This is a genomic window from Streptomyces caeni (assembly GCF_042678285.1).
GTDB lineage: Bacteria > Actinomycetota > Actinomycetes > Streptomycetales > Streptomycetaceae > Streptomyces > Streptomyces caeni.
The window spans coordinates 84,133-101,739 of the sequence record NZ_JBHUDX010000001.1 but is presented as its reverse complement, the minus strand read 5'-3'; the positions used below and the strand labels follow the sequence as shown (position 1 = coordinate 101,739).

Sequence of the window (17,607 nt, the reverse complement as noted above, 5' to 3'; positions counted from 1 at the left end):
TGTTGAACCGGCGTCAAGTAGAGTGCGGTCATGGCTGCGAACCAGGGGGAGCGCACGCGCCGCCGGCTCAGCACCGAGGAGCGCAGGGAGCAGCTTCTGTCGGTCGGGGCGCGGCTGTTCTCGGAGAGCCCGTACGACGACGTGTGGATCGAGCAGGTCGCCGAGATCGCGGGCGTCTCCCGCGGACTGCTCTACCACTACTTCCCGGCCAAGCGGGACTTCTTCGCGGCGGTGGTCGAGCGGGAGAGCGAGCGGATGCTGCGGATGACCGAGGCCGTGCCCGGTGTCCCGGTGCGCGAGCAGCTCACCGCCGGGCTCGACACCTACCTGTCCTACGTCGAGGAGCACGCGCACGGCTTCCGCGCCTTCCACCGCGCCGACGCGGCCGGGGACCAGGCCGTGCGCAGGGTCTACCAGCGGTCGCTGATGGCGCAGGAGCGGCAGATCCTGGCGGCGCTCGCGGCGGATCCCGAGTTCGGCCGGCTGTCCGAGGAGCGCCCGGACCTGCGGATCGCCATCCGCGGCTGGCTGGCCTTCACGACGGCCGTGTGCCTGGAATGGCTCCGGGAGGCCGAGCTGTCCCGGGAGCAGGTGCGCGATCTGTGCGCCCGGGCGCTGCTGGGGGCCATCGCGCCCTGACGAGCCCGTTTTGCAGGTCGGGTGCCCGGTCGGGGTGCGCTCCGAAGGGGTGACTGCCACACCTGGGCGGCCGCACCCTCCGCGGCCGGGCACGCCCGCTCGGTGCCGGCCGCCGCGCCGCGCGCCGTGCCCGCGCTACCAGTCGCCGTCCCGGACCGGTTTGCCGGGGGCGTCGCCGAGCGGCTTCACCTGGTGCGGCGACGGCTCCTGCCAGGGCTCGTGGTCGTCGCCGAGCCAGTCACCCACCGGCTTGACCTGGCCGAGGGCGTCCGCCGACGCGAGGTCCTCGCCGTCCTGGTCGTAGTAGTCGAACCATGGCAGCCCGGCCTGCGTGTACGCCGCGCGGTCCACCGGGGACGGCGCAGGCGCCTCACCCGTGATCCGGCGCCACTGCGGGGGCGTGACGAGATGGACGAACACCCGCCCGCCCGGCTCCTCCGCCCAGCTCCCGGCCGGCCAGTCGTCCCGGTAGACCTCCTGGCGCATCGCGCTGCCGACACCCAGCCCCATGGCGGGCGCGGCCTGGGGGATCTCCCGGGCCCGCTCGCGCTTGCGCCGCTCCTCCTCGCGCCACCGGGCGAGCGGCGCCTCCTGCAGAGGGAAGGTCTGCAGCTGTATGCCGCCCCACACCTCCTCGCCGGTGACCTGGCCCTCGACCGTGGCGCCGAGGCCGAGCGGCACCGCCACGAACTGGCGGACCGTCCCCTTGCCCGAGTTGATCCCGTCCAGCCACGGCTGGCGCGGCAGCACCACGTAGTTCTGCGGGTGGCGTGCCAGGCGCGAGCTCCACGGCCTGCCGGACACCGCGCAGACCTTGCCCACGCCCACCTGCAGGGCGGCCGGTTCCGTCGCACCGAAGCTCAGCCACATGGCCTCGCGCAGATACACGGGCAGCATCACGCCGCCGTGTGCCCGCCACTCGGCGGGCACCGTGTCCGCGTAGTCCTCCACCCGGCGGACGGGGAACTCACCGAGCCCCGGTGGCAGCGCATGCGTGCCCGACTCCGGAAGCCGCAGCGTCCGCATGAAGCGAACCCGTACACCCTCCGGCAGCACCAGACTGTTCCCGTCGATCCGCACCGCGCCCATGCGCCCGCCCCTCTCCCCGTCCCGGCCGTTCGCCCTCGACCGCGACGACCCGTTCGTCGTCACCTAGAACGACGGGCCGGGGCGGCACGGTTCCGGCGCCGCACAAGCCGGCGGATCCGGGCGGACCGGAGGCCGCGCACGCGCTCCCGCAGCGGGGTGAGCAGCGGATTCCGTTCCCGCTGCTCCCGGGTCCCGCGGTCCAGCTCCTCGAACAGCCGACGTGATCGGTGCTCCGTGTCCAGTTCGTCCAGGATGCGATTGACCTCGGTCAGTACGGCGCCGTGGAAGTGCCACTGACGCGTGCCCCGTTGCACCTCCTCCAGCAGCAGCTGGGCCAGCTTGTCGCGGGTCGCTCCGGCCGTGCTCAGCTCCTCGGCGAAACGGGCCTCCGCGGACTCGGCGCTGGTGCTGACCTGGGTGGTGACGAGGACCCCGAAGCTGACCACGGCGTCGCCGATCTCGGACAGCAGCCGCTCCAGCACCGCCCCGATCCCCGCCTCGAACAGCGGCTCCGGATCGCGTTCCTTCGCCAGGTCGGCGAGGGTACGGGCGATCACCCGCAGCACCACGGTGCAGATCTCCAGCGTGTCGAGCCCGGTGCGCAGCACGATCCGGTGCAGCAGGCCGTCGCGGACCCGCGGGTTGAGCTTCAGGCTGTCCTCGGCCTGCCGCAGGGCCGCGTCCACCTGCGAGATGTCGTGGTCGAGCCGGCGTGCCTCGTACAGCCGGGCCGTGGCCTGGGCGACCGGGGCGCGGCCCGCCGCCTGCTCGCCGACGCGCAGCATCAGCTGCCGCATGCGGCGCGCCAGATCCTCGATGGACTCACCGGCGGGGCCCACCCACACCGGGGGAGCGAAGACCAGATTGACGGTGAGGCCGACCACCGCGCCGATCAGGGTCTCCAGGACCCGGGCCCAGGCGGTGGTGCCGACCTGTGTCACCCCCAGGACCAGCATGGCGCTGATCGCCACCTCGGGCACGAACTCGCTGACCCGCACGAGATGCCCGACGGCCAGTGAGGCGAGGATGATCAGGGCCAGGCTCCACCAGGTCAGGCCCACCAGGGTGCTGAAGCCGATGGCGATGACGACGCCCGCCACCACGGAGTTCACCCGGCGCACCCCGGTGGTGATGGTGGCGTAGAGCGTCACCTGGACGACGAGGAGGGCCGTCAGCGGTGCGGTGAGCGGAGCGGGCTCGGAGCTGAGGTACAGGGCGACCACATAGGCGAGGGTCGCGGCCGCGGACGAACGCACCGCCTGGACGACCTCGGGCTCCCGGCGCCACTTCACGATCCGGGCGGCCACCCGCGCCCAGGCGTCACGGACATCTCGCATCCCAAGCCTTTCCCGTTCCCCAGAAGCATTGCATGCGGGCGGCTGGGTCAGGGACACGCGTGCCGGGTGCCGTCCCGCGCGTCAGGTGTACAGCTTGTCGAGGAAGGCGGTCAGGTTGCCCGTCATGCGGGCTGTCTGCTCCTCGACGGTGAGGCTCTCCTCGAAACGGCCTCCGGCCTCCGGCACCTTCTTTCCGCGGACGTACAGGGAACACGCGAGGTCGGTGCACATGTAGACGCCGACCGAGTTGCCCTCGCGCCCCGCCGAGCCCGCCTTACGGGCCGTCATCAGGGAGACCCCGCCGCCGGGGTGGGTGGTCAGGCAGAGCGAGCACATGCTGCGGTGCAGGAAACCGCGCTGCGAGGAGGGAAACCGCAGCGCCACGCCGGTGAGACGGCCGGCGTGTTCGGTGACCAGACAACTGCGATCCGGCGCCCCGGGATCCCGCCAGCCGAGGAAGTCCAGGTCGTCCCAGGGACGTTCGCCGAGGTCGCGGGGGATCGCCAGACGTTTTGCCTCACCCTTGGAGCAGTTGATGAAGGAGCCGCGGATGTCCTGCTCGGTGAGTGGCCTCATGGGGAGCCTCCTGGACCGGGTCGGTCAAGTCTTAAACTAGGGGTACTAGGTTTCTGCCTAAGTTATTCAAGGCCGTGCCGGCAAGCCACTGAATTCCGGCGTCCGCTGTCCGGACGAGCTGACGGCGTCCGCTGTCCCTGCTCGCCGCCGGCGTCCGCTGTCCCGGCGGGCCGCCGGACTCGACGGATGCCGCCCGGCACGGCGTACGGCGCTCCGGATCCGGCCCCGGCCGCCCCACCGCACTCGAAACCGGGCGCCGCGCCCGATTGAATGGCGGGGGCGCGGAGACACGGGACGAGGGGTGACGCGATGGCGGCGGACGACACGAGGACGGTACGGCTCGGCGGTGTCCCCGGGACGCTGCTGTGGAACCTCCACCACCGCGCGTACGAGGCCCGGCAGTCGCATACCGTGCTGGACGACCCCAAGGCCGTGGAACTGGCCGGCCGGATCGACTATCCCTTCGAGGAGACCTTCGGACCGCCGAACCCGCTGCTGGCCCAGGGCCAGGCGCTGCGGGCGCGGACCTTCGACGACGCCGTACGGGACTTCCTCGCCCGGCACCCGGACGGCACGGTCGTGGCCCTCGCCGAGGGCCTGGAGACGCAGTTCTGGCGCGTCGACAACGGGCGCGTGCGCTGGCTGTGCGTGGAGCTGCCGGAGACGGCCGAGGTCCGCACCGCACTGCTGCCGGACGGCGAACGCCGCCGCACCCTGGCCCGCTCCGCGCTCGACCTGTCGTGGCGGGACGAGGTCGACACCGACCGCGGCGTGCTGGTCACCGCTCAGGGCCTGCTCATGTATCTCCGGCCGCCCGGGGTACGGGAGCTGATCGCGGCCTGCGCCGAGCGGTTTCCCGGCGGCGCGCTGGTCTTCGACGCGGTGCCGCGCTGGTTCAGCGCGCGCACCCTGCACGGGCGGATGCGCACCGCCCAGGGCTACCGGCCGCCGCCCATGCCGTGGGGGCTGGACGCGGGGGACCTGCCCCGGGTGCGCACCGCCCACCCGGCCGTCGCCGATGTGCGCGAACTGCGTCCGCCGCGCGGCCGGGGCCTGTACCACGGAGCGCTCGCGCCCCTGCAGTACCGGTTGCCCGCGGTGCGCAACCTCCGCCCGACCATGACCGTCCTGGCCCGGTTCGCCTGACCACCGACCCCGGTGCCACCGGCCTCCCCTTCCCGGTTTCCCGGTGGGAAAACGCGTTGAGGGGTTCCGTCGCCATCGGCAATGATCTTCGCCATGTTCTCGCGCAGGAATCGCCGTCCGAAGTCCGCCGAACTGCTCACGGCCTGGGAGTGCCTGGACGCGGGGGACGTCCCCGGCGCCCTGCGCCGTTTGCGGGCCGGCGCGGAGGACCTGCCGCCGGCAGAGGCGGCCCTCGTGGTCGGGCGTGCGGCCGACTCGGCCGGGTTCGACGACCTCCGGGAGGCCGCCGCGGCGCTGGCCGCCCGTCCCGAGCGCGCCCGCGCGCTCTACGACTTCGGGTACGCCTGCGTCGAGCGAGGTCTGTCCTACCTGGCGATCCCCGCCCTGCGCGGCGCCCTCGCCCAGCACCCGGGCGCGCTCCCGGTCGTGCGCGAGCTGGTGGCGGCGTACGAGCGGGAGGGCCGGCACCGTGAGGCCGTCGAGGAACTGACGCGGCACGAGAGCGGCTTCGCGGACTGGCCGGACCGCTACCTCCTGGCCTTCAACGCCGCCATGGCCGGCGATCTGGCCCTGGCGAACCGCCAGCACACGCTGCTGCCCGATCCGGAGGACCCGCAGTGGCTGCCGGCGCGCGACCGCCAGCGCCGCATGCTGGGGCGGGCCGCGAGCGCCGCGCGGGTCAGCCCGCTGGACTCCACGGACCTGCGGGGATGGCAGTTCGTGATCGGCGGCACGGTGCTCGGCACACTGTCCCCGTTCGGCTTCGCGGCGGGCATGACCGGCCGGTACGCATGGGTCCAGGACTCCCACGGCGCGTGTCTGCGGGGCCTGCTGCGGCTGAAGGCGCTCCTGGCCGCCGCCGAGGTGCGACCGCGTTCGGTCTCGCTGCTGCCCGACCGCGGCAGCCGCATCCTCGGCCTGGCCGCCGCCGACGTGCTGGACCTCCCGGCGGAGCCCTTCGCGCCCGGACGGCAGGACACCGTCGTGATCGCGTACGACCTGAACGAGCTGGCCGCGACGGACGAAGGGCCCGAGATCCTCGGTCAGCTCTTCGAACGCGCTCCCGGGCAGGTGCTGCACGAGCACGCGAGCAGCTGGACCGACGCCCCGGTCGTCACCGCCGACAGCGTCACACTGCTGTGCCAGTCGGTGGTGGCCCCGTGGGACGGGCAGCTGTGCCAGGGCGACGACGGAGGCGTGGAACGCGCGGAGGCCGACGACCGCCCCGCCGCGGAGGTCTCCGCCGGCATCGTGGCGGCCGACCCGTCGCCGGGCGAGGGCGACGGCGAGACTCCCGCGGACCCGGACGAAGGGTTCGCGGCCTTCGCCGCGGCCGTCCGCGACACCTGGCTGCAGGGCGACCGCGCCCGTCTGACCTCGTCCGGCCCGGTGCGCAGCTCACGGTTCGCCTGACGGCGGCCTGGTCCCCGGCGACTGTCGGACCCTTGCTCTAGGGTGCCCGCCATGGAGACCACGGACGCACGGCAGGTGCGGCTGGAGCCCTGGGCGCAGCGTGACTTCTGGCTGCTGCGCAGGACCAACAGCGTGAAGATGACGGAGTACTTGGGCGGCCCCGAGACCGAGGAGCAACTGCGCGCCCGGCACCAGCGCTATCTCGCCGTGCAACCGGGCGGGATGTACCGGATCACCCTGGCGCGGACCGGCGAGGCGGTCGGGTCCATCGGCTTCTGGGAACGGGAGTGGCGGGAGGGGACGGTGTGGGAGACCGGGTGGGGGGTGCTGCCCGAGTTCCAGGGACGGGGTCTTGCGGCACGGGCGGCCCGCGCGGTCATGGACGAGGCGAGGGCGGTGGGTACGCACCGGTATCTGCATGCCTTTCCCCGCGTCGACCACCAGGCATCGAACGCCGTGTGCCGGAAGGCGGGCTTCGACCTGCTCGGCCCGGTCGGCTTCGAGTACCCGAAGGGGCACTGGAGCCAGTCCAACGACTGGCGGATCGACCTCGGCCGGGGCGCGTGACGCGGCCCGCGCCGCCATGGCGGGCCGGAAGGCCTTCTAGGGGGTGTTTCGTAAGTCCCGCACAGCACCCACGGCGCCCGGCACGCTCCCCCAGGCTCTTCGAGCAGGGGGCACCCCCGCTCGCCGCACCGGCCGAAACCCCGAGTACGTCCAGTACGAGGGCTTTCGTCCGGCACGCCGAGAGCGCGCACCGGACACCGCGGGCACCGCACAGGACTTTCGAAACACCCCCTAGACGCCCTCCACCGGCTCCCCGGCCTGTGCCTGCACCTCGGCCTCGATATCGCCCCGCTGCCTTCCGTGCTCCTTCGCATAGGTGGCGACCTCGGCCTGCATGTCGCGGTCGAGGTCGCGCCAGGCCCGCCATGCGGTCTCGTAGGTGTCGGTCTGCTGCTTGGACCAGAGGGCGTCGGTGGGTGGGCCGTATTTCTCGCGCAGTTCGAGGGTCTTCGCGTGGGCCTCGTTCGCCGCACGCCGCATCTCCACGAGTTCTTCGAAGGTCTTCGCCACGGCCCCGGATACTAGGCTCGCACGTGGGGGCCCGGGTTCCGCGACCCGCTCGACGGGAGCGGAGATCGACCGGTCGGCCCTAGGGGGTGTTTCGAAAGTCCTGTGCGGTGCCCGCGGTGTCCGGTGCGCGCTCTCGGCGTTCCGGACGAAAGCCCTCGTACTGGACGGACTTGGGGTTTCGGCCGGTGCGGCGAGTGGGGGTGCCCCCTGCTCGAAGAGCCTGGGGGAGCGTGCCGGGCGCCGTGGGTGCTGTGCGGGACTTACGAAACACCCCCTAGAGCTGTCACGGGCATCGAGTCCATGCGTCGTCGCGCCTCGTCGGGCCGTACCACCGTGCGGCACCGCCCCCGCCCGGCCCGGGGACGCGTACGCGTACGCGTACGCCGTCGTGGCCCGGCCTGGCAGAGTGGGCCCGCGGTGAGGAGAGGCGGACCGGACGGACCGCTGGGAGCGGGCACGGCTGGCGCTGCCCGCCGCGGGGCTGCCCGCCGACGCCCCCACGGAAGGCCGCACCCTGGGAGGGGGTACGTGAGGGGGTACGTACAGCACGGTCGAGGAACCGTGCCTCGCTGACGGCACCCGCTACGTCCTGAAGATCCCCCCGCCGCGGCCCACCGCCCCAGCACTCGCCCATGAACGGGACCTCCTGGTGGGGGATGCGCAGTTCTGCGGCGTGGCGGCCTCCGTCGGATGCCGGTGCCGGTGCCGGTGCCGGTGCCGGTGCCGATGACGGCCGGGCCGGACGCGGCGCCCTGCTCGGCGTCATCAGGCAGGATCATCAGGCAGGACACGGATTTTCTGACGAGCCATCAGGAGGTGGGTGGCGCGGTGGACTTCCGCCCGCCCGCCTGCGGCTTGCCCCTACCGCAGCCACCTCTACCCGATCATGCTCATCGAGGTGGTGCCCCGGGTGCCGGGCGACGACCATGTGGCCCGGGCGCGCGCGGCCGTGACCCCGGCGCTCGAAGCCGCCCTCCGGGACCTTGCGCGGTCGCCGTCGGCGGCGGACTGCGCGCCGAGGGCCGGCACGGCGTATCGTGCGGGCCGGGAAGGGCCGGAAGGAGCGACATGGCGGGGCGGAACGGGCGTACGGTGCGTGACCTGCGCCGGGGCAATCGCACCGAGGTGTTGCGGCGGCTGTACTTCGACGGCCCCATGAGCCGTTTCGAACTGGGTCCCGCCACGGGGCTCAGCTCCGGTTCCATCAGCAACGTGGTGGCCGAACTGGTCGCCGACGGCCTGGTGGAGGAGGCCGGCAGCGTCGATTCCGACGGCGGCCGGCCGCGCACCCTGCTACGGGTCGCGCCCGGCAGCGGTCACATGATCGGCGTCGACGTCGGCGAGACCCGCGTCCGCGTCGAGCTGTTCGACCTGGCCCTCACCGAACTCGCCCGCGCCGACCGGCCGCTGGAGCACGAGCGGTACGACGTCGAGGTCGTCGTCGGTCACATCCGCGACGGCATCGCGGAGGTCCTGGCCACCGCGGGCACCGCCCCCGAAGGGCTCCTCGGCGTCGGCATCGGCGTGCCCGGCATCGTGGCCGGCACACCCGACCGGGGTGCCGTCGTGCACGGCCAGACCATCGGCTGGGACGGCGTCCCTCTGGAATCCCTGCTCCGTGCCACGTGCCGACTCCCTGACTCCGTCCCGTACTTCATCGACAACGGCGCGCGGACCCTGGGCCAGGCCGAGATGTGGTTCGGCGCCGGACGCGGCGCCCACAGCGCGGTCGTGGTCCTCATCGGCTCCGGCATCGGCGCCTGCCTCGTCACCGAGGAGGCGGGCAACGGCCGGGCCGTGGAGTGGGGCCATCTGACGGTACGGGTCAGGGGGCGCCGCTGCCGCTGCGGCGCTCTCGGCTGCCTGGAGGCGTACGCCGGCGCGGAGGCCCTTCTCGACCGCTGGCGAGAGCAGGGCGGCCGGCCGCCCGGGGACGCCGACGAGGAGACCGCGCTGACCGCCCTGCTCACCGCGGCCCGCCCGCCCGAGGGCACCGAGGCCGACCCGGTCGCGCTCGGCGTCCTGGAGGAGACCGCCGAGTACCTGGGCGCGGGCCTGTCCGACCTGATCAACCTCTTCCAGCCCGAGCGGATCCTCATCGGTGGCTGGGCGGGCCTCCAGCTCGGTTCGCGGTTCCTGCCCGCGGTGCGGCGGCACGCGGCGTCGTACGCCCTGCGCCACCCGGCCGAGCGGGTCTCCATCGGCCTCGGCAGGCTCGGCCCGGACGCCGTGACGGTCGGCGCGGCGATCCTGCCGCTCGCCGACTTCTTCGCCCGGGGCGGCCGACGCGCCGAGCCCACCGGCGAGGGCCCTTCCCCGGCATGGCGGGCAGCACTGCGGCAGCGAACGCCGCGCTGAGCACCGAGCCCGCCCGCTCCGTGGGGTGCGTGTGCGCCCGCCGCGTGGAGCGGAACCGTCGGGTGCCCGGCGGTGGCCGGACGGGCACGCCGCCGGGCCCGATGACGGCGGCGTGAGCCGCCGAACGGCGCCGGTCACGGCGGGCGCTGTCGGGGGGTGCCGCCCTCGGAGGCATCCGGCGCGGGGTGCGCGGACCACCGTGCGCCGCCCTCGGCCGCGCGTTATTTCGGACGGGCCCGCCGCGGACGGGATCCCGGTGCTTTCGGCGGCGGGCCGGCGGGCGTGTTTCGGTCGCGGCCCGCCGCGGTACTCGGGCCCTTTCGGTACGGGGCCGCGCGCCGCGCAGCCTCCGCGCAGAAGGGAGCGTGCGCCGTGACCGATCACCGGCACCCGGGTCCCGGCGAGAAGGCCGGTCCGGTCCCGCGGGACATGCCGGACCAGCAGGCACGCGAGGGCCGGGATCCGTGGGACCCCCGCTCCGCACGGGGCGGCGCCGCCGCCGAGGCCGAGGACGCCACCGACGTCCCCGACACGGATGAGGCGGGTACGGGCCGGCAGGGCACCCCGCGCTCGGGCGCCGTCCACCCCGAGCACCCCGTCCCGGACGAGCCCCCCGGCTGACCGCGACGCGCCCGGACGAGAGGCGCCGCAGACGCCCGGGCACATAAAGAGCCCCGACCGGACGGGGGAATCACGGTCGGGGCGGTCTGGGACGGGCCCGGCGGCGTCGCCCCGGTCCATAGCTTGTTCAACTAGAAACTATCGGTCGGCGCTCCGGAAAGCCGGGCCCCTGGAAGTGATCTCCCTCACAGGTCCCCCTCGCGGCGCCACCGCTGGGCCCGTCACAGGTCCCCCTCGCGGATCGCCTCCGTGTCCGGGGCCAGCGGGCTGTCGCCCAGCATCTCCAGCAGATGCGCCGGATCGCGGTAGACGGCGCAGGCCCCGGCCTCCTGCAGATCCGCTCGCGGAATTCCTCCGGACAGCAGACCGACGCAGGTCACCCCGGCCCGGGTGCCTGCCCGCATGTCCCACACCGTGTCCCCCACGAACACCGCCGACTCGGGCGGCACCCCGGCCAGTTCCAGCGCGTGCTCGACGGGCTCGGGCGCCGGTTTGCCGGCCTCCACGTCGTCCGCGCTCGCCGTCGCCGCGACGGCGGTGTCCGCCCCGATCGCCCGCCGCAGCGCCGACAGCTCATGCCCGCCCGCCGACGTGGCGAGCACGACGTTCCAGCCGTCGTGGTCCAGCCGCCGCAGCAGCCGCCCGGCGCCCTTCAACGGCGGCAGCCGCTCGAAGTACGTGGCGTACAGCGTCGTGTGCGCGGCGACGAGCCCGTCGACCTCGTCCCGGTCACGGCCGCCCAGGAGATGCGCGATCAGGTCCTCGGACGCCAGGCCCACCGCCCGGTGGATGGCGTGCATCGGCACCCGGTGACCGGCCTGCCGGAACGCCTCCCACCACGTGGTGACATGCAGATGATTGGTGTCGACGAGGGTGCCGTCCACGTCGAACACGGCCGCCCGTCCCATGCTTCCCAGCCTCCCTCACGCGTACGGGGCGGGTACCACGTCATGCGCCCGCCACACGCGCGGGCAGCGTGCGCTCCCGGGTCCAGGCCAGCACCTCGTCCGCGGTCCACGCGGTGATCACCCGCTCGGCGGGCACCCCGCACTCCTCCGCCCGCGCGCAGCCGTGGATCTGCCAGTCCAGCTGGCCGGGCGCGTGCGCGTCGGTGTCGATCGAGAACAGCACGCCCGCCCCCACCGCCCGCCGCAGCAGCCGCCGCGGGGGGTCCAGCCGCTCGGGCCTGCTGTTGATCTCCAGGGCCGTACCCGACTCCGCGCACGCGGCGAACACGGCATCCGCGTCGAACTCGGACTCGGGGCGCCCACGCCCAGTGACCAGCCGTCCCGTGCAGTGGCCGAGCACATCGGCCAGCGGGTTGCGGACGGCGGCGACCATGCGGCGGGTCATCGACCGGGCGTCCATACGGAGTCTGGAGTGGACCGACACCACCACCACGTCGAGCCGCTCAAGGAGCTCCGGCTCCTGGTCCAGCGACCCGTCCTCCAGGATGTCGCACTCGATGCCGGTGAGCAGCCGGAACGGTGCCCACCGTGCGTTCAACGCGGCGACCGCCTCCAACTGCTCGCGCAGCCGCTCCGCGGACAGCCCCCGGGCCACGGTGAGCCGGGGCGAATGGTCGGTGAGCGCCGCCCACTCGTGTCCGATGCGCGCCGCCGTCCTGCCCATCTCCTCGATCGGGCTGCCGCCGTCGGACCAGTCGGAGTGCAGATGGCAGTCGCCGCGCAGCAGCGCCCGCAGCCGCTCGCCGCCGCCCGCCGGCGAAGCCGCGCCCTCGTGCTCCAGCTTCTGCAGGTAGCCGGGGACCCGCCCCGCCAGTGCCTCCCGCACCACCTGGGCCGTCTTCGGGCCGACGCCCTTCAGCGACTCCAGGGAACCGGCGGCGGCGCGCGCGGCGACCTCGCCCTCGGGCAGTGCCGTCAGCATGGCGGCCGCGGTGCGGAAGGCCCGTACGCGATAGGTGGGGGCCTGGGCCCGCTCCAGCAGGAATGCGATCCGGTCCAGGGCCGCGACGGGATCCATCGGCACCTCCTTCCCCCAGCGTTGCCCACACGCCTGCGCGCCGCACGGCGAGCGTGTGCCGGGGCGCCGTCACCCGCCCGGACGAACGCCCGGGGGCGGGGCTTGTGGCCTTTCACACAGCGGCCAGGGGGGCGTGCGCGCGCCGCTCGGCCGCCGAGTCGCACGAACCGCTCTAGGCTCGATACATGACCGAAAGCGCAGCCCCGTACATTTCCCACCCGCGGATCGTGGTGCACGCGGTGCAGCCGGGTACGCCGCCGTTTCGTATCGTGGAGATCGACGGCGAGATGGTCGGCGAGGCGAAGTCGCTCACCCAGGTGCTGGAGTTCGCCGCGGACGCGGGCATCCCGGTCCACGACGTCGACGACCCCGACCTGGTCCGCTGGGTGGGCGGCGACAAGCTGACCTGGACGCTGCACTAGCCGCCGATTCCGCGCCGCGACCACGGCGGCGCCCGTCGGCCGCTCCGCCGGGCGCGAGGCGAGCCGCGATTTGCACGCCGGGGTGAGCCCCGGCACGGCGATACACCCCCACACCCCGCCGAAGGCCGCCGATCGGTGCGAGTGTGCATGTGGCACCTTTCCCGAGGGCACGTTGATCTCGCCGGGTGATCAACAGCCGCCCCGGCTCTTCCTCTTCGCTCTCGGGAGTCGTCGTGTTCCGTCGCCGTGTCCTGACCGCCGCCCTCGCCCTGGCCGCACCCCTCGCCGCCGCCCCGGCCCACGGCGCGGCCCGCACCGGGGACGTGTGCTTCTGGACCGAGCCAGGGCAGCACGGCGTCTCATGGTGCTACACACCACCGGGCTACACGGACGTGCCGGAGTTCCTGCACGACAAGGCCGTGTCCTTCCACTCCACCACCGACACCGCGGTGTACGCCATCGACTGGGCCCGGGACACCTGCTACTACCGCCTGATCCGCGGCCATGACCTGGCGGACAACTGGCCCTGGGGCGCCCGTCTCGACGGGGTCGCCGACACCACGATGGGCTGCGAGGCCGGCTGACCGTGCGACTGCCGCGCGCACTGTGCGCCGCCGCGCTGGCGGTCCTCGCACTCACGGGCTGCGCCACCACGGCGGCCGGGCCCGCCCGGCCCGCGCTGCCGGCCGGCGAACGGGCCCGTGACGACCTCATCGACACCGCCCAGCGCCTGCTCGTCGACCGGTGCCTGGCCAGGCAGGGGCTCACCCTCGGCCCGGACGGGCGGGACCCGCGGCTGGAGGGCGCTCTCTTCGGCCGCGGCCGGCCCGAACTGTCCGTGACGCTCGCCACCGGCTACACCGTCACGGCCCACACCGACGGCTGCCTGGCCGCCGCCCAGCGTGAGCTGTACGGCGACCAGCGGCGCTGGTTCCGCACCCGGGTCGTCGTGGACAACCTGCGGGCCGAGGCCCAGCAACGGATGAGGAACGACCCCGACTACCGCGCCGCGACCGCCCGTTGGGCCCGCTGCAGCGCCCCCGCGCGCGGCCCCCGCCCGCGGCGCCCCGACCCCGTCGTCGCCGAGCGCTGCGCCCGGCGCAGCGGCCTCGCCGCCCTCCGCGCCCGTCTGGAGCCGGCCCTGCTGGCCCGGGTGCGTGCCGAGCACCGCGGCCCCCTCACCACCTACCGGCAACTGCGCACCCGCGCACTGCGCCGCGCGGCGGACCTGTGCGCCACGCGGACCGTCCGGGCAACCGGACAGAAAGGCAGTACCACCTCGTGATCAGCGAGCGTTTCGCGCTCTCGGCCGCCGCTGTCCTCCTCGCCGTCGCCGGAGGGCTGGCCGTGGCCGCGCCGTCCGGCGCGGCCGACTGCCCGAGCGGCGACTTCTGCGTCTGGGAGCATGCGAACTTCGACGGACAGCGGGCCAACTGGTCCGGCGACGACGGCTGGTGGGAGAGCTGGATCGCCGACGCGGACTCCTCGTGGGCCAACCACGGCATCTCCGGCCCCGGCGTCAAGGACCACGTCCAGGTCTATGAGGACGCCTGGCAGGGCGGCGCCATGACCATCTGTCTCGCCCCGGGGGAGGAGGTCGGCTACAACGCCGTCGCCAACGACCGCGGCGACTCCCACACCTGGACCATGGGCTGCTGAGGCTTACCGCGCCCGCGCTCGCGCCGGCGACCGGAGCGGACGTGGCTTCGTCTGCTCCGGCCACCGGCCGGCCGTGGGCGGCCGGTCAGCCGACCGTCCACTTCTGGTTGGCGCCACCGGAGCACGACCAGATCTGCAGCCGGGTGCCGTTGGCGGAGTTGTTGTCCGTCACGTCCAGGCACTTGTCCGCCTGGGGGTTCACGATGTCGTGCGCGGCGGTGACGGTCCACTTCTGGTTGGGCCCGCCCGTGCAGTCCCACAACTGGACCTTCGAACCGTCGGCCGTGCCGTTGCCGACGACGTCCAGGCACTTGCCGAGCGCCCGCAGCGTGCCGTCCGAGGCCACCGTCCACTTCTGGGCGGCGGTGCCGTTGCAGTCGTACAGCTGGACGGGTGTGCCGTTGGCGGGGTTCGCCCCGGCCACGTCGGCGCACTTGCCCGCGAGCCCGGTGATCGGCACACCGGTGCCGCCGGTGCTGCCGCTCGTCGTCACCGTCACCGAGTCGACGACGAGTTGCTGCGGGAACACGGTGGAGCCGTCGGGGTCCCCCGGCCAGTAGCCGCCGACGGCGAGATTGAGGATCAGGAAGAACGGCTTGTCGAACACCCATGTCCTCCCGCCCAGATCGGCCGGCGTGCGCCGCTGGTAGACCGTGCCGTCCACACTCCATGTGATCGAGTCGGGCGCCCAGTCGACGGCGAAGGTGTGGAACGTGTCCGCGAAGGCCTGGCCGTTCGGCAGCGAGTACGCGGCACCGATGCCGCCCGAGCCGGAGTAGCCCGGGCCGTGAATGGTGCCGTGCACGGTCGAAGGCTCGTAGCCGACGTTTTCCATGACGTCGATCTCGCCCGAGTCCGGCCAGTTCACCGGAGTGCCGAGCATCCAGAACGCCGGCCACATGCCCTGCCCGCGCGGGATCTTCATCCGGGCCTCGACATGGCCGTACTGCGTCGTGAACTTCCCCGCCGTGTTCAGGCGGGCAGAGGTGTACTGACAGGTGCCGTACCAGCACTGGTAGCCCGCCGGGTTCTCACGGCGGGCCGTGATCACGAGGTGGCCCTGGCCGTCCAGCGCCGCGTTGCCGGTGCCCGGCGTGTAGTACTGCCGCTCGTGGTTGTTGACGTTGTCGCCGGTCTCGATCTGCCACTTGGAGGAGTCGACGGCCGCACCGGCGGGCCCGTCGAAGGTGTCGGAGAAGACGGTCGCGTCCGCCGCCTCGGGCGCCGCGTGCGCCGGGCCGGTGAAGGCCGACGCGGCGAGCACCGCCGAGAGCGCGGCGAGCAGACATCTGCGGAGCAGGCGCGGGGAGTCCATGACGTTCCCTTCCGTGCGGCCGCCCGGGTCGGGGCGGGCCACTGTGGTGGGGGGTGCCGGCGCGGCCGAGTGCGTCGACCGTGCCGGAAGGGTTCGCGGAGTGCCGATTCGCTTCTTGATTCAAGAGGTGAGATAAGGGGGCGTCAAGAGTCTGGTCCGGACCAAAGGCCGGACCGGTGGAGGCGGTTTCCCCTCGCGCGGAAGGGGAACTCCGGGCACCGGCCGCCCGCGCGGCGCCACTGGCCGGAGGCAGGGCGATGCTCGGATGACGTACCGGATATTCCCCAGCCGCTGGGGCGAAGGCGGTGAACCCGGGTACGACGCTCCGGGCCGCACGCGGCATTCTCCTGTGGCGGGCCGGCCCCACCGTGTTCTGGCTCGTCTCATCGGCACCGTCGGCACCCTGGAATGGGCCGTCGGGACGTCCGTCGCGCTCGTCGGCGCCGTCGTGGCACGGGCCGAGCGACGGGCGGTGGGCTCCCCGTGAACGGTGCTCGGCACCCTGACCGCCGTCCCCGCCCTGCCGCTCGCCGCTTCCCCCGCGTCGGCGCGGCCCCGGGGTTCGCCGGGGCCGTGGCGCGCTCCGTGAACGAGGCCGCGTCGGTCACCCCGCCCCACCGGACCGTGAGCGGCCTCCTGCTCGGACTGGTCCCCGCGACCCTCGCGGTGGGGCTGGCCGCGCTCGCCGTCCACCGCCCCGGACCGTTCGGCGAGCGCCCCCGGACGCTCCCGCTGCGCCGTCTGCAGCCCGGCCGCATCGGTGACTGTGTGGCCTGGCTCCTGGCGGGCGCGGCCCCGCTGGGGCGCTCGCCCCGCCGGGCATCCTGCCCGGCTGACCACCCGGGCCGCGCGGCACCGGCGTCCTCCGGGGGCACTCGCGGTGGCCGCTCAGTAGCATGTGGCGGGCAGGCTCTTTTCGATCGGGAGAGGAGCGGACCGTGCGCGACATCGCCGTCTTCACCGGCAGTGCCCACCCCCGGCTGGCGGCAGAGATCTGCGCGTACCTCGGCGTGCCCCTCAGCCCCGTCCGGATCAGCCGATTCGCCAACGACTGTCTGGAGGTCCAGCTCCAGGCCAACTGCCGTGAGCGGGACGTCTTCCTCGTGCAGCCGCTGACCGCCCCCGTGCAGGAGCACCTCGTCGAGCTGCTGCTGATGTGCGACGCGGCACGCGGTGCCTCCGCGGGCCGGATCACCGTCGTCATGCCGCACTACTCGTACGCCCGCTCGGACAAGAAGGACGCGCCGCGGATCTCCATCGGCGGGCGGCTGGTGGCCGACCTGCTGGTCACCGCCGGGGCCGGCCGGGTCCTGGCCATGACGCTGCACTCGCCGCAGGTGCACGGCTTCTTCTCGGTCCCGGTCGATCATCTGCACGCGCTGCAGGAGCTCGCCGCGCACTTCCGGCGGTACGACCTCTCGCAGGTCACCGTCGTGGCGCCCGACCTCGGCTACGCCAAGGAGGCCGCGGCCTTCGCGCGGATGATCGGGGCACAGGTGGCGGCGGGCGCCAAACAGCGGTTTCCGGACGACCGGGTGAGCATCAGCTCGGTCATCGGCGACATCGCCGGGCGGGATGTGATCGTGCTGGACGACGAGATCGCCAAGGGCAGCACGGTGCTCGAACTCCTGGAACGACTGCGGGAGTCGGGGCCTCGGTCGATTCGTGTCGCCTGTACCCACGGCCTGTTCGCCGCCGATGCCCTCAAGCGGCTGAGCGAGCAGCCGGACATCCTGGAGATCGTGTGCACCAACACGGTCCCGGTTCCGGCTGAGGAGCGTTCCGACAAGCTGCGGATCCTGTCCATCGCGCCTGCCCTGGCCGAGGCCGTGCGCCGCATTCACAACGGCGAATCCGTCAGCGCCCTGTTCGAGGAGCCCCGCAGCGCGGAGCCGGGCGAGGGGCGGCACGGCGGCAACCCGCCTCGTCTCTGAGATTGCTGTGAATTCGCGGGGCGTTTGAACACGGC

General features: G+C 73.6%; 18 protein-coding genes. 11 read left to right on the top strand and 7 right to left on the bottom strand.

Translation table 11 applies throughout. From position 1 onward, the window contains the following. The first annotated feature begins 30 nt into the window (after positions 1 to 30). Positions 31 to 639, top strand: a complete 609-nt coding sequence (locus ACFSL4_RS00525) for a TetR/AcrR family transcriptional regulator (RefSeq protein ID WP_381076850.1) — start codon at positions 31 to 33, stop codon at positions 637 to 639. 135 nt (positions 640 to 774) lie between these two features. On the opposite strand, the gene ACFSL4_RS00520 is transcribed toward ACFSL4_RS00525, so the two are convergent. The 3 genes from ACFSL4_RS00520 to ACFSL4_RS00510 form a co-directional block, all read right to left on the bottom strand. Beyond that, entirely contained in the window at positions 775 to 1,728 is a 954-nt protein-coding gene (locus tag ACFSL4_RS00520) for a hypothetical protein (protein ID WP_381076847.1), read from the bottom strand. A 59-nt stretch (positions 1,729 to 1,787) separates the two neighbouring features. Beyond that, on the bottom strand, positions 1,788 to 3,065 hold the full coding sequence (locus tag ACFSL4_RS00515) for an aromatic acid exporter family protein (RefSeq protein ID WP_381076844.1): 1,278 nt from the start codon (positions 3,063 to 3,065) through the stop codon (positions 1,788 to 1,790). Positions 3,066 to 3,146: 81 nt separating this feature from the next. Next, positions 3,147 to 3,641 carry an FBP domain-containing protein gene (locus tag ACFSL4_RS00510; RefSeq protein ID WP_381076841.1) on the bottom strand — a complete coding sequence of 165 codons (495 nt, stop codon included), beginning with the start codon at positions 3,639 to 3,641 and terminating at the stop codon, positions 3,147 to 3,149. 309 nt (positions 3,642 to 3,950) lie between these two features. Here ACFSL4_RS00510 and ACFSL4_RS00505 point away from each other — a divergent pair, with 309 nt between their 5' ends. From ACFSL4_RS00505 to ACFSL4_RS00495, 3 genes are all read left to right on the top strand, one after another. Beyond that, positions 3,951 to 4,787, top strand: coding sequence for a class I SAM-dependent methyltransferase (locus ACFSL4_RS00505; RefSeq protein WP_381076838.1), 837 nt, complete (start codon positions 3,951 to 3,953; stop codon positions 4,785 to 4,787). Between the two features lie 93 nt (positions 4,788 to 4,880). Beyond that, positions 4,881 to 6,200: a hypothetical protein gene (locus ACFSL4_RS00500; RefSeq protein ID WP_381076835.1), complete on the top strand. Its 1,320-nt coding sequence runs from the start codon at positions 4,881 to 4,883 to the stop codon at positions 6,198 to 6,200. Positions 6,201 to 6,251: 51 nt separating this feature from the next. Further along, entirely contained in the window at positions 6,252 to 6,767 is a 516-nt protein-coding gene (locus ACFSL4_RS00495; RefSeq protein ID WP_381076832.1) for a GNAT family N-acetyltransferase, read from the top strand. Positions 6,768 to 6,998: 231 nt separating this feature from the next. Here ACFSL4_RS00495 and ACFSL4_RS00490 read toward each other — a convergent pair whose 3' ends face one another. Next, positions 6,999 to 7,277: a hypothetical protein gene (locus tag ACFSL4_RS00490; protein WP_381076829.1), complete on the bottom strand. Its 279-nt coding sequence runs from the start codon at positions 7,275 to 7,277 to the stop codon at positions 6,999 to 7,001. A 1,068-nt stretch (positions 7,278 to 8,345) separates the two neighbouring features. Between ACFSL4_RS00490 and ACFSL4_RS00485 the strand changes: the two genes are divergently transcribed. Together ACFSL4_RS00485 and ACFSL4_RS00480 are read left to right on the top strand one after the other, a co-directional pair. Then, complete coding sequence (locus ACFSL4_RS00485) at positions 8,346 to 9,635, top strand: ROK family transcriptional regulator (protein ID WP_381076826.1); 1,290 nt, start codon at positions 8,346 to 8,348, stop codon at positions 9,633 to 9,635. A 372-nt stretch (positions 9,636 to 10,007) separates the two neighbouring features. After that, entirely contained in the window at positions 10,008 to 10,256 is a 249-nt protein-coding gene (locus ACFSL4_RS00480; protein WP_381076823.1) for a hypothetical protein, read from the top strand. A gap of 221 nt (positions 10,257 to 10,477) precedes the next feature. On the opposite strand, the gene ACFSL4_RS00475 is transcribed toward ACFSL4_RS00480, so the two are convergent. Beyond that, positions 10,478 to 11,164 carry an HAD family hydrolase gene (locus ACFSL4_RS00475; protein ID WP_381076820.1) on the bottom strand — a complete coding sequence of 229 codons (687 nt, stop codon included), beginning with the start codon at positions 11,162 to 11,164 and terminating at the stop codon, positions 10,478 to 10,480. A 40-nt stretch (positions 11,165 to 11,204) separates the two neighbouring features. Further along, positions 11,205 to 12,242, bottom strand: coding sequence for a PHP domain-containing protein (locus ACFSL4_RS00470; protein WP_381076817.1), 1,038 nt, complete (start codon positions 12,240 to 12,242; stop codon positions 11,205 to 11,207). 185 nt (positions 12,243 to 12,427) lie between these two features. On the opposite strand from ACFSL4_RS00470, the gene ACFSL4_RS00465 reads away from it, so the two are divergent. The 4 genes from ACFSL4_RS00465 (at position 12,428) to ACFSL4_RS00450 (ending at position 14,323) form a co-directional block, all read left to right on the top strand. After that, positions 12,428 to 12,664, top strand: a complete 237-nt coding sequence (locus tag ACFSL4_RS00465; protein ID WP_381076814.1) for a hypothetical protein — start codon at positions 12,428 to 12,430, stop codon at positions 12,662 to 12,664. Between the two features lie 233 nt (positions 12,665 to 12,897). Further along, on the top strand, positions 12,898 to 13,248 hold the full coding sequence (locus ACFSL4_RS00460; protein ID WP_381076811.1) for a hypothetical protein: 351 nt from the start codon (positions 12,898 to 12,900) through the stop codon (positions 13,246 to 13,248). A gap of 2 nt (positions 13,249 to 13,250) precedes the next feature. Beyond that, on the top strand, positions 13,251 to 13,949 hold the full coding sequence (locus ACFSL4_RS00455; protein WP_381076808.1) for a hypothetical protein: 699 nt from the start codon (positions 13,251 to 13,253) through the stop codon (positions 13,947 to 13,949). Beyond that, positions 13,949 to 14,323, top strand: a complete 375-nt coding sequence (locus tag ACFSL4_RS00450) for a peptidase inhibitor family I36 protein (protein ID WP_381076897.1) — start codon at positions 13,949 to 13,951, stop codon at positions 14,321 to 14,323. Before ACFSL4_RS00455 ends, ACFSL4_RS00450 begins: the two co-directional genes overlap by 1 nt. A gap of 85 nt (positions 14,324 to 14,408) precedes the next feature. Here the strand turns inward: ACFSL4_RS00450 and ACFSL4_RS00445 are convergent, their stop codons facing one another. Then, positions 14,409 to 15,638 (bottom strand): ricin-type beta-trefoil lectin domain protein, encoded by a 1,230-nt coding sequence (locus ACFSL4_RS00445; RefSeq protein WP_381076805.1) that lies wholly within the window; start codon positions 15,636 to 15,638, stop codon positions 14,409 to 14,411. Positions 15,639 to 16,576: 938 nt separating this feature from the next. Here ACFSL4_RS00445 and ACFSL4_RS00440 point away from each other — a divergent pair. Continuing rightward, the gene (locus ACFSL4_RS00440) at positions 16,577 to 17,572 is read left to right on the top strand and encodes a ribose-phosphate diphosphokinase (protein ID WP_381076802.1); all 996 of its coding nucleotides are present in this window, start codon (positions 16,577 to 16,579) and stop codon (positions 17,570 to 17,572) included. Positions 17,573 to 17,607 lie beyond the last annotated feature (35 nt).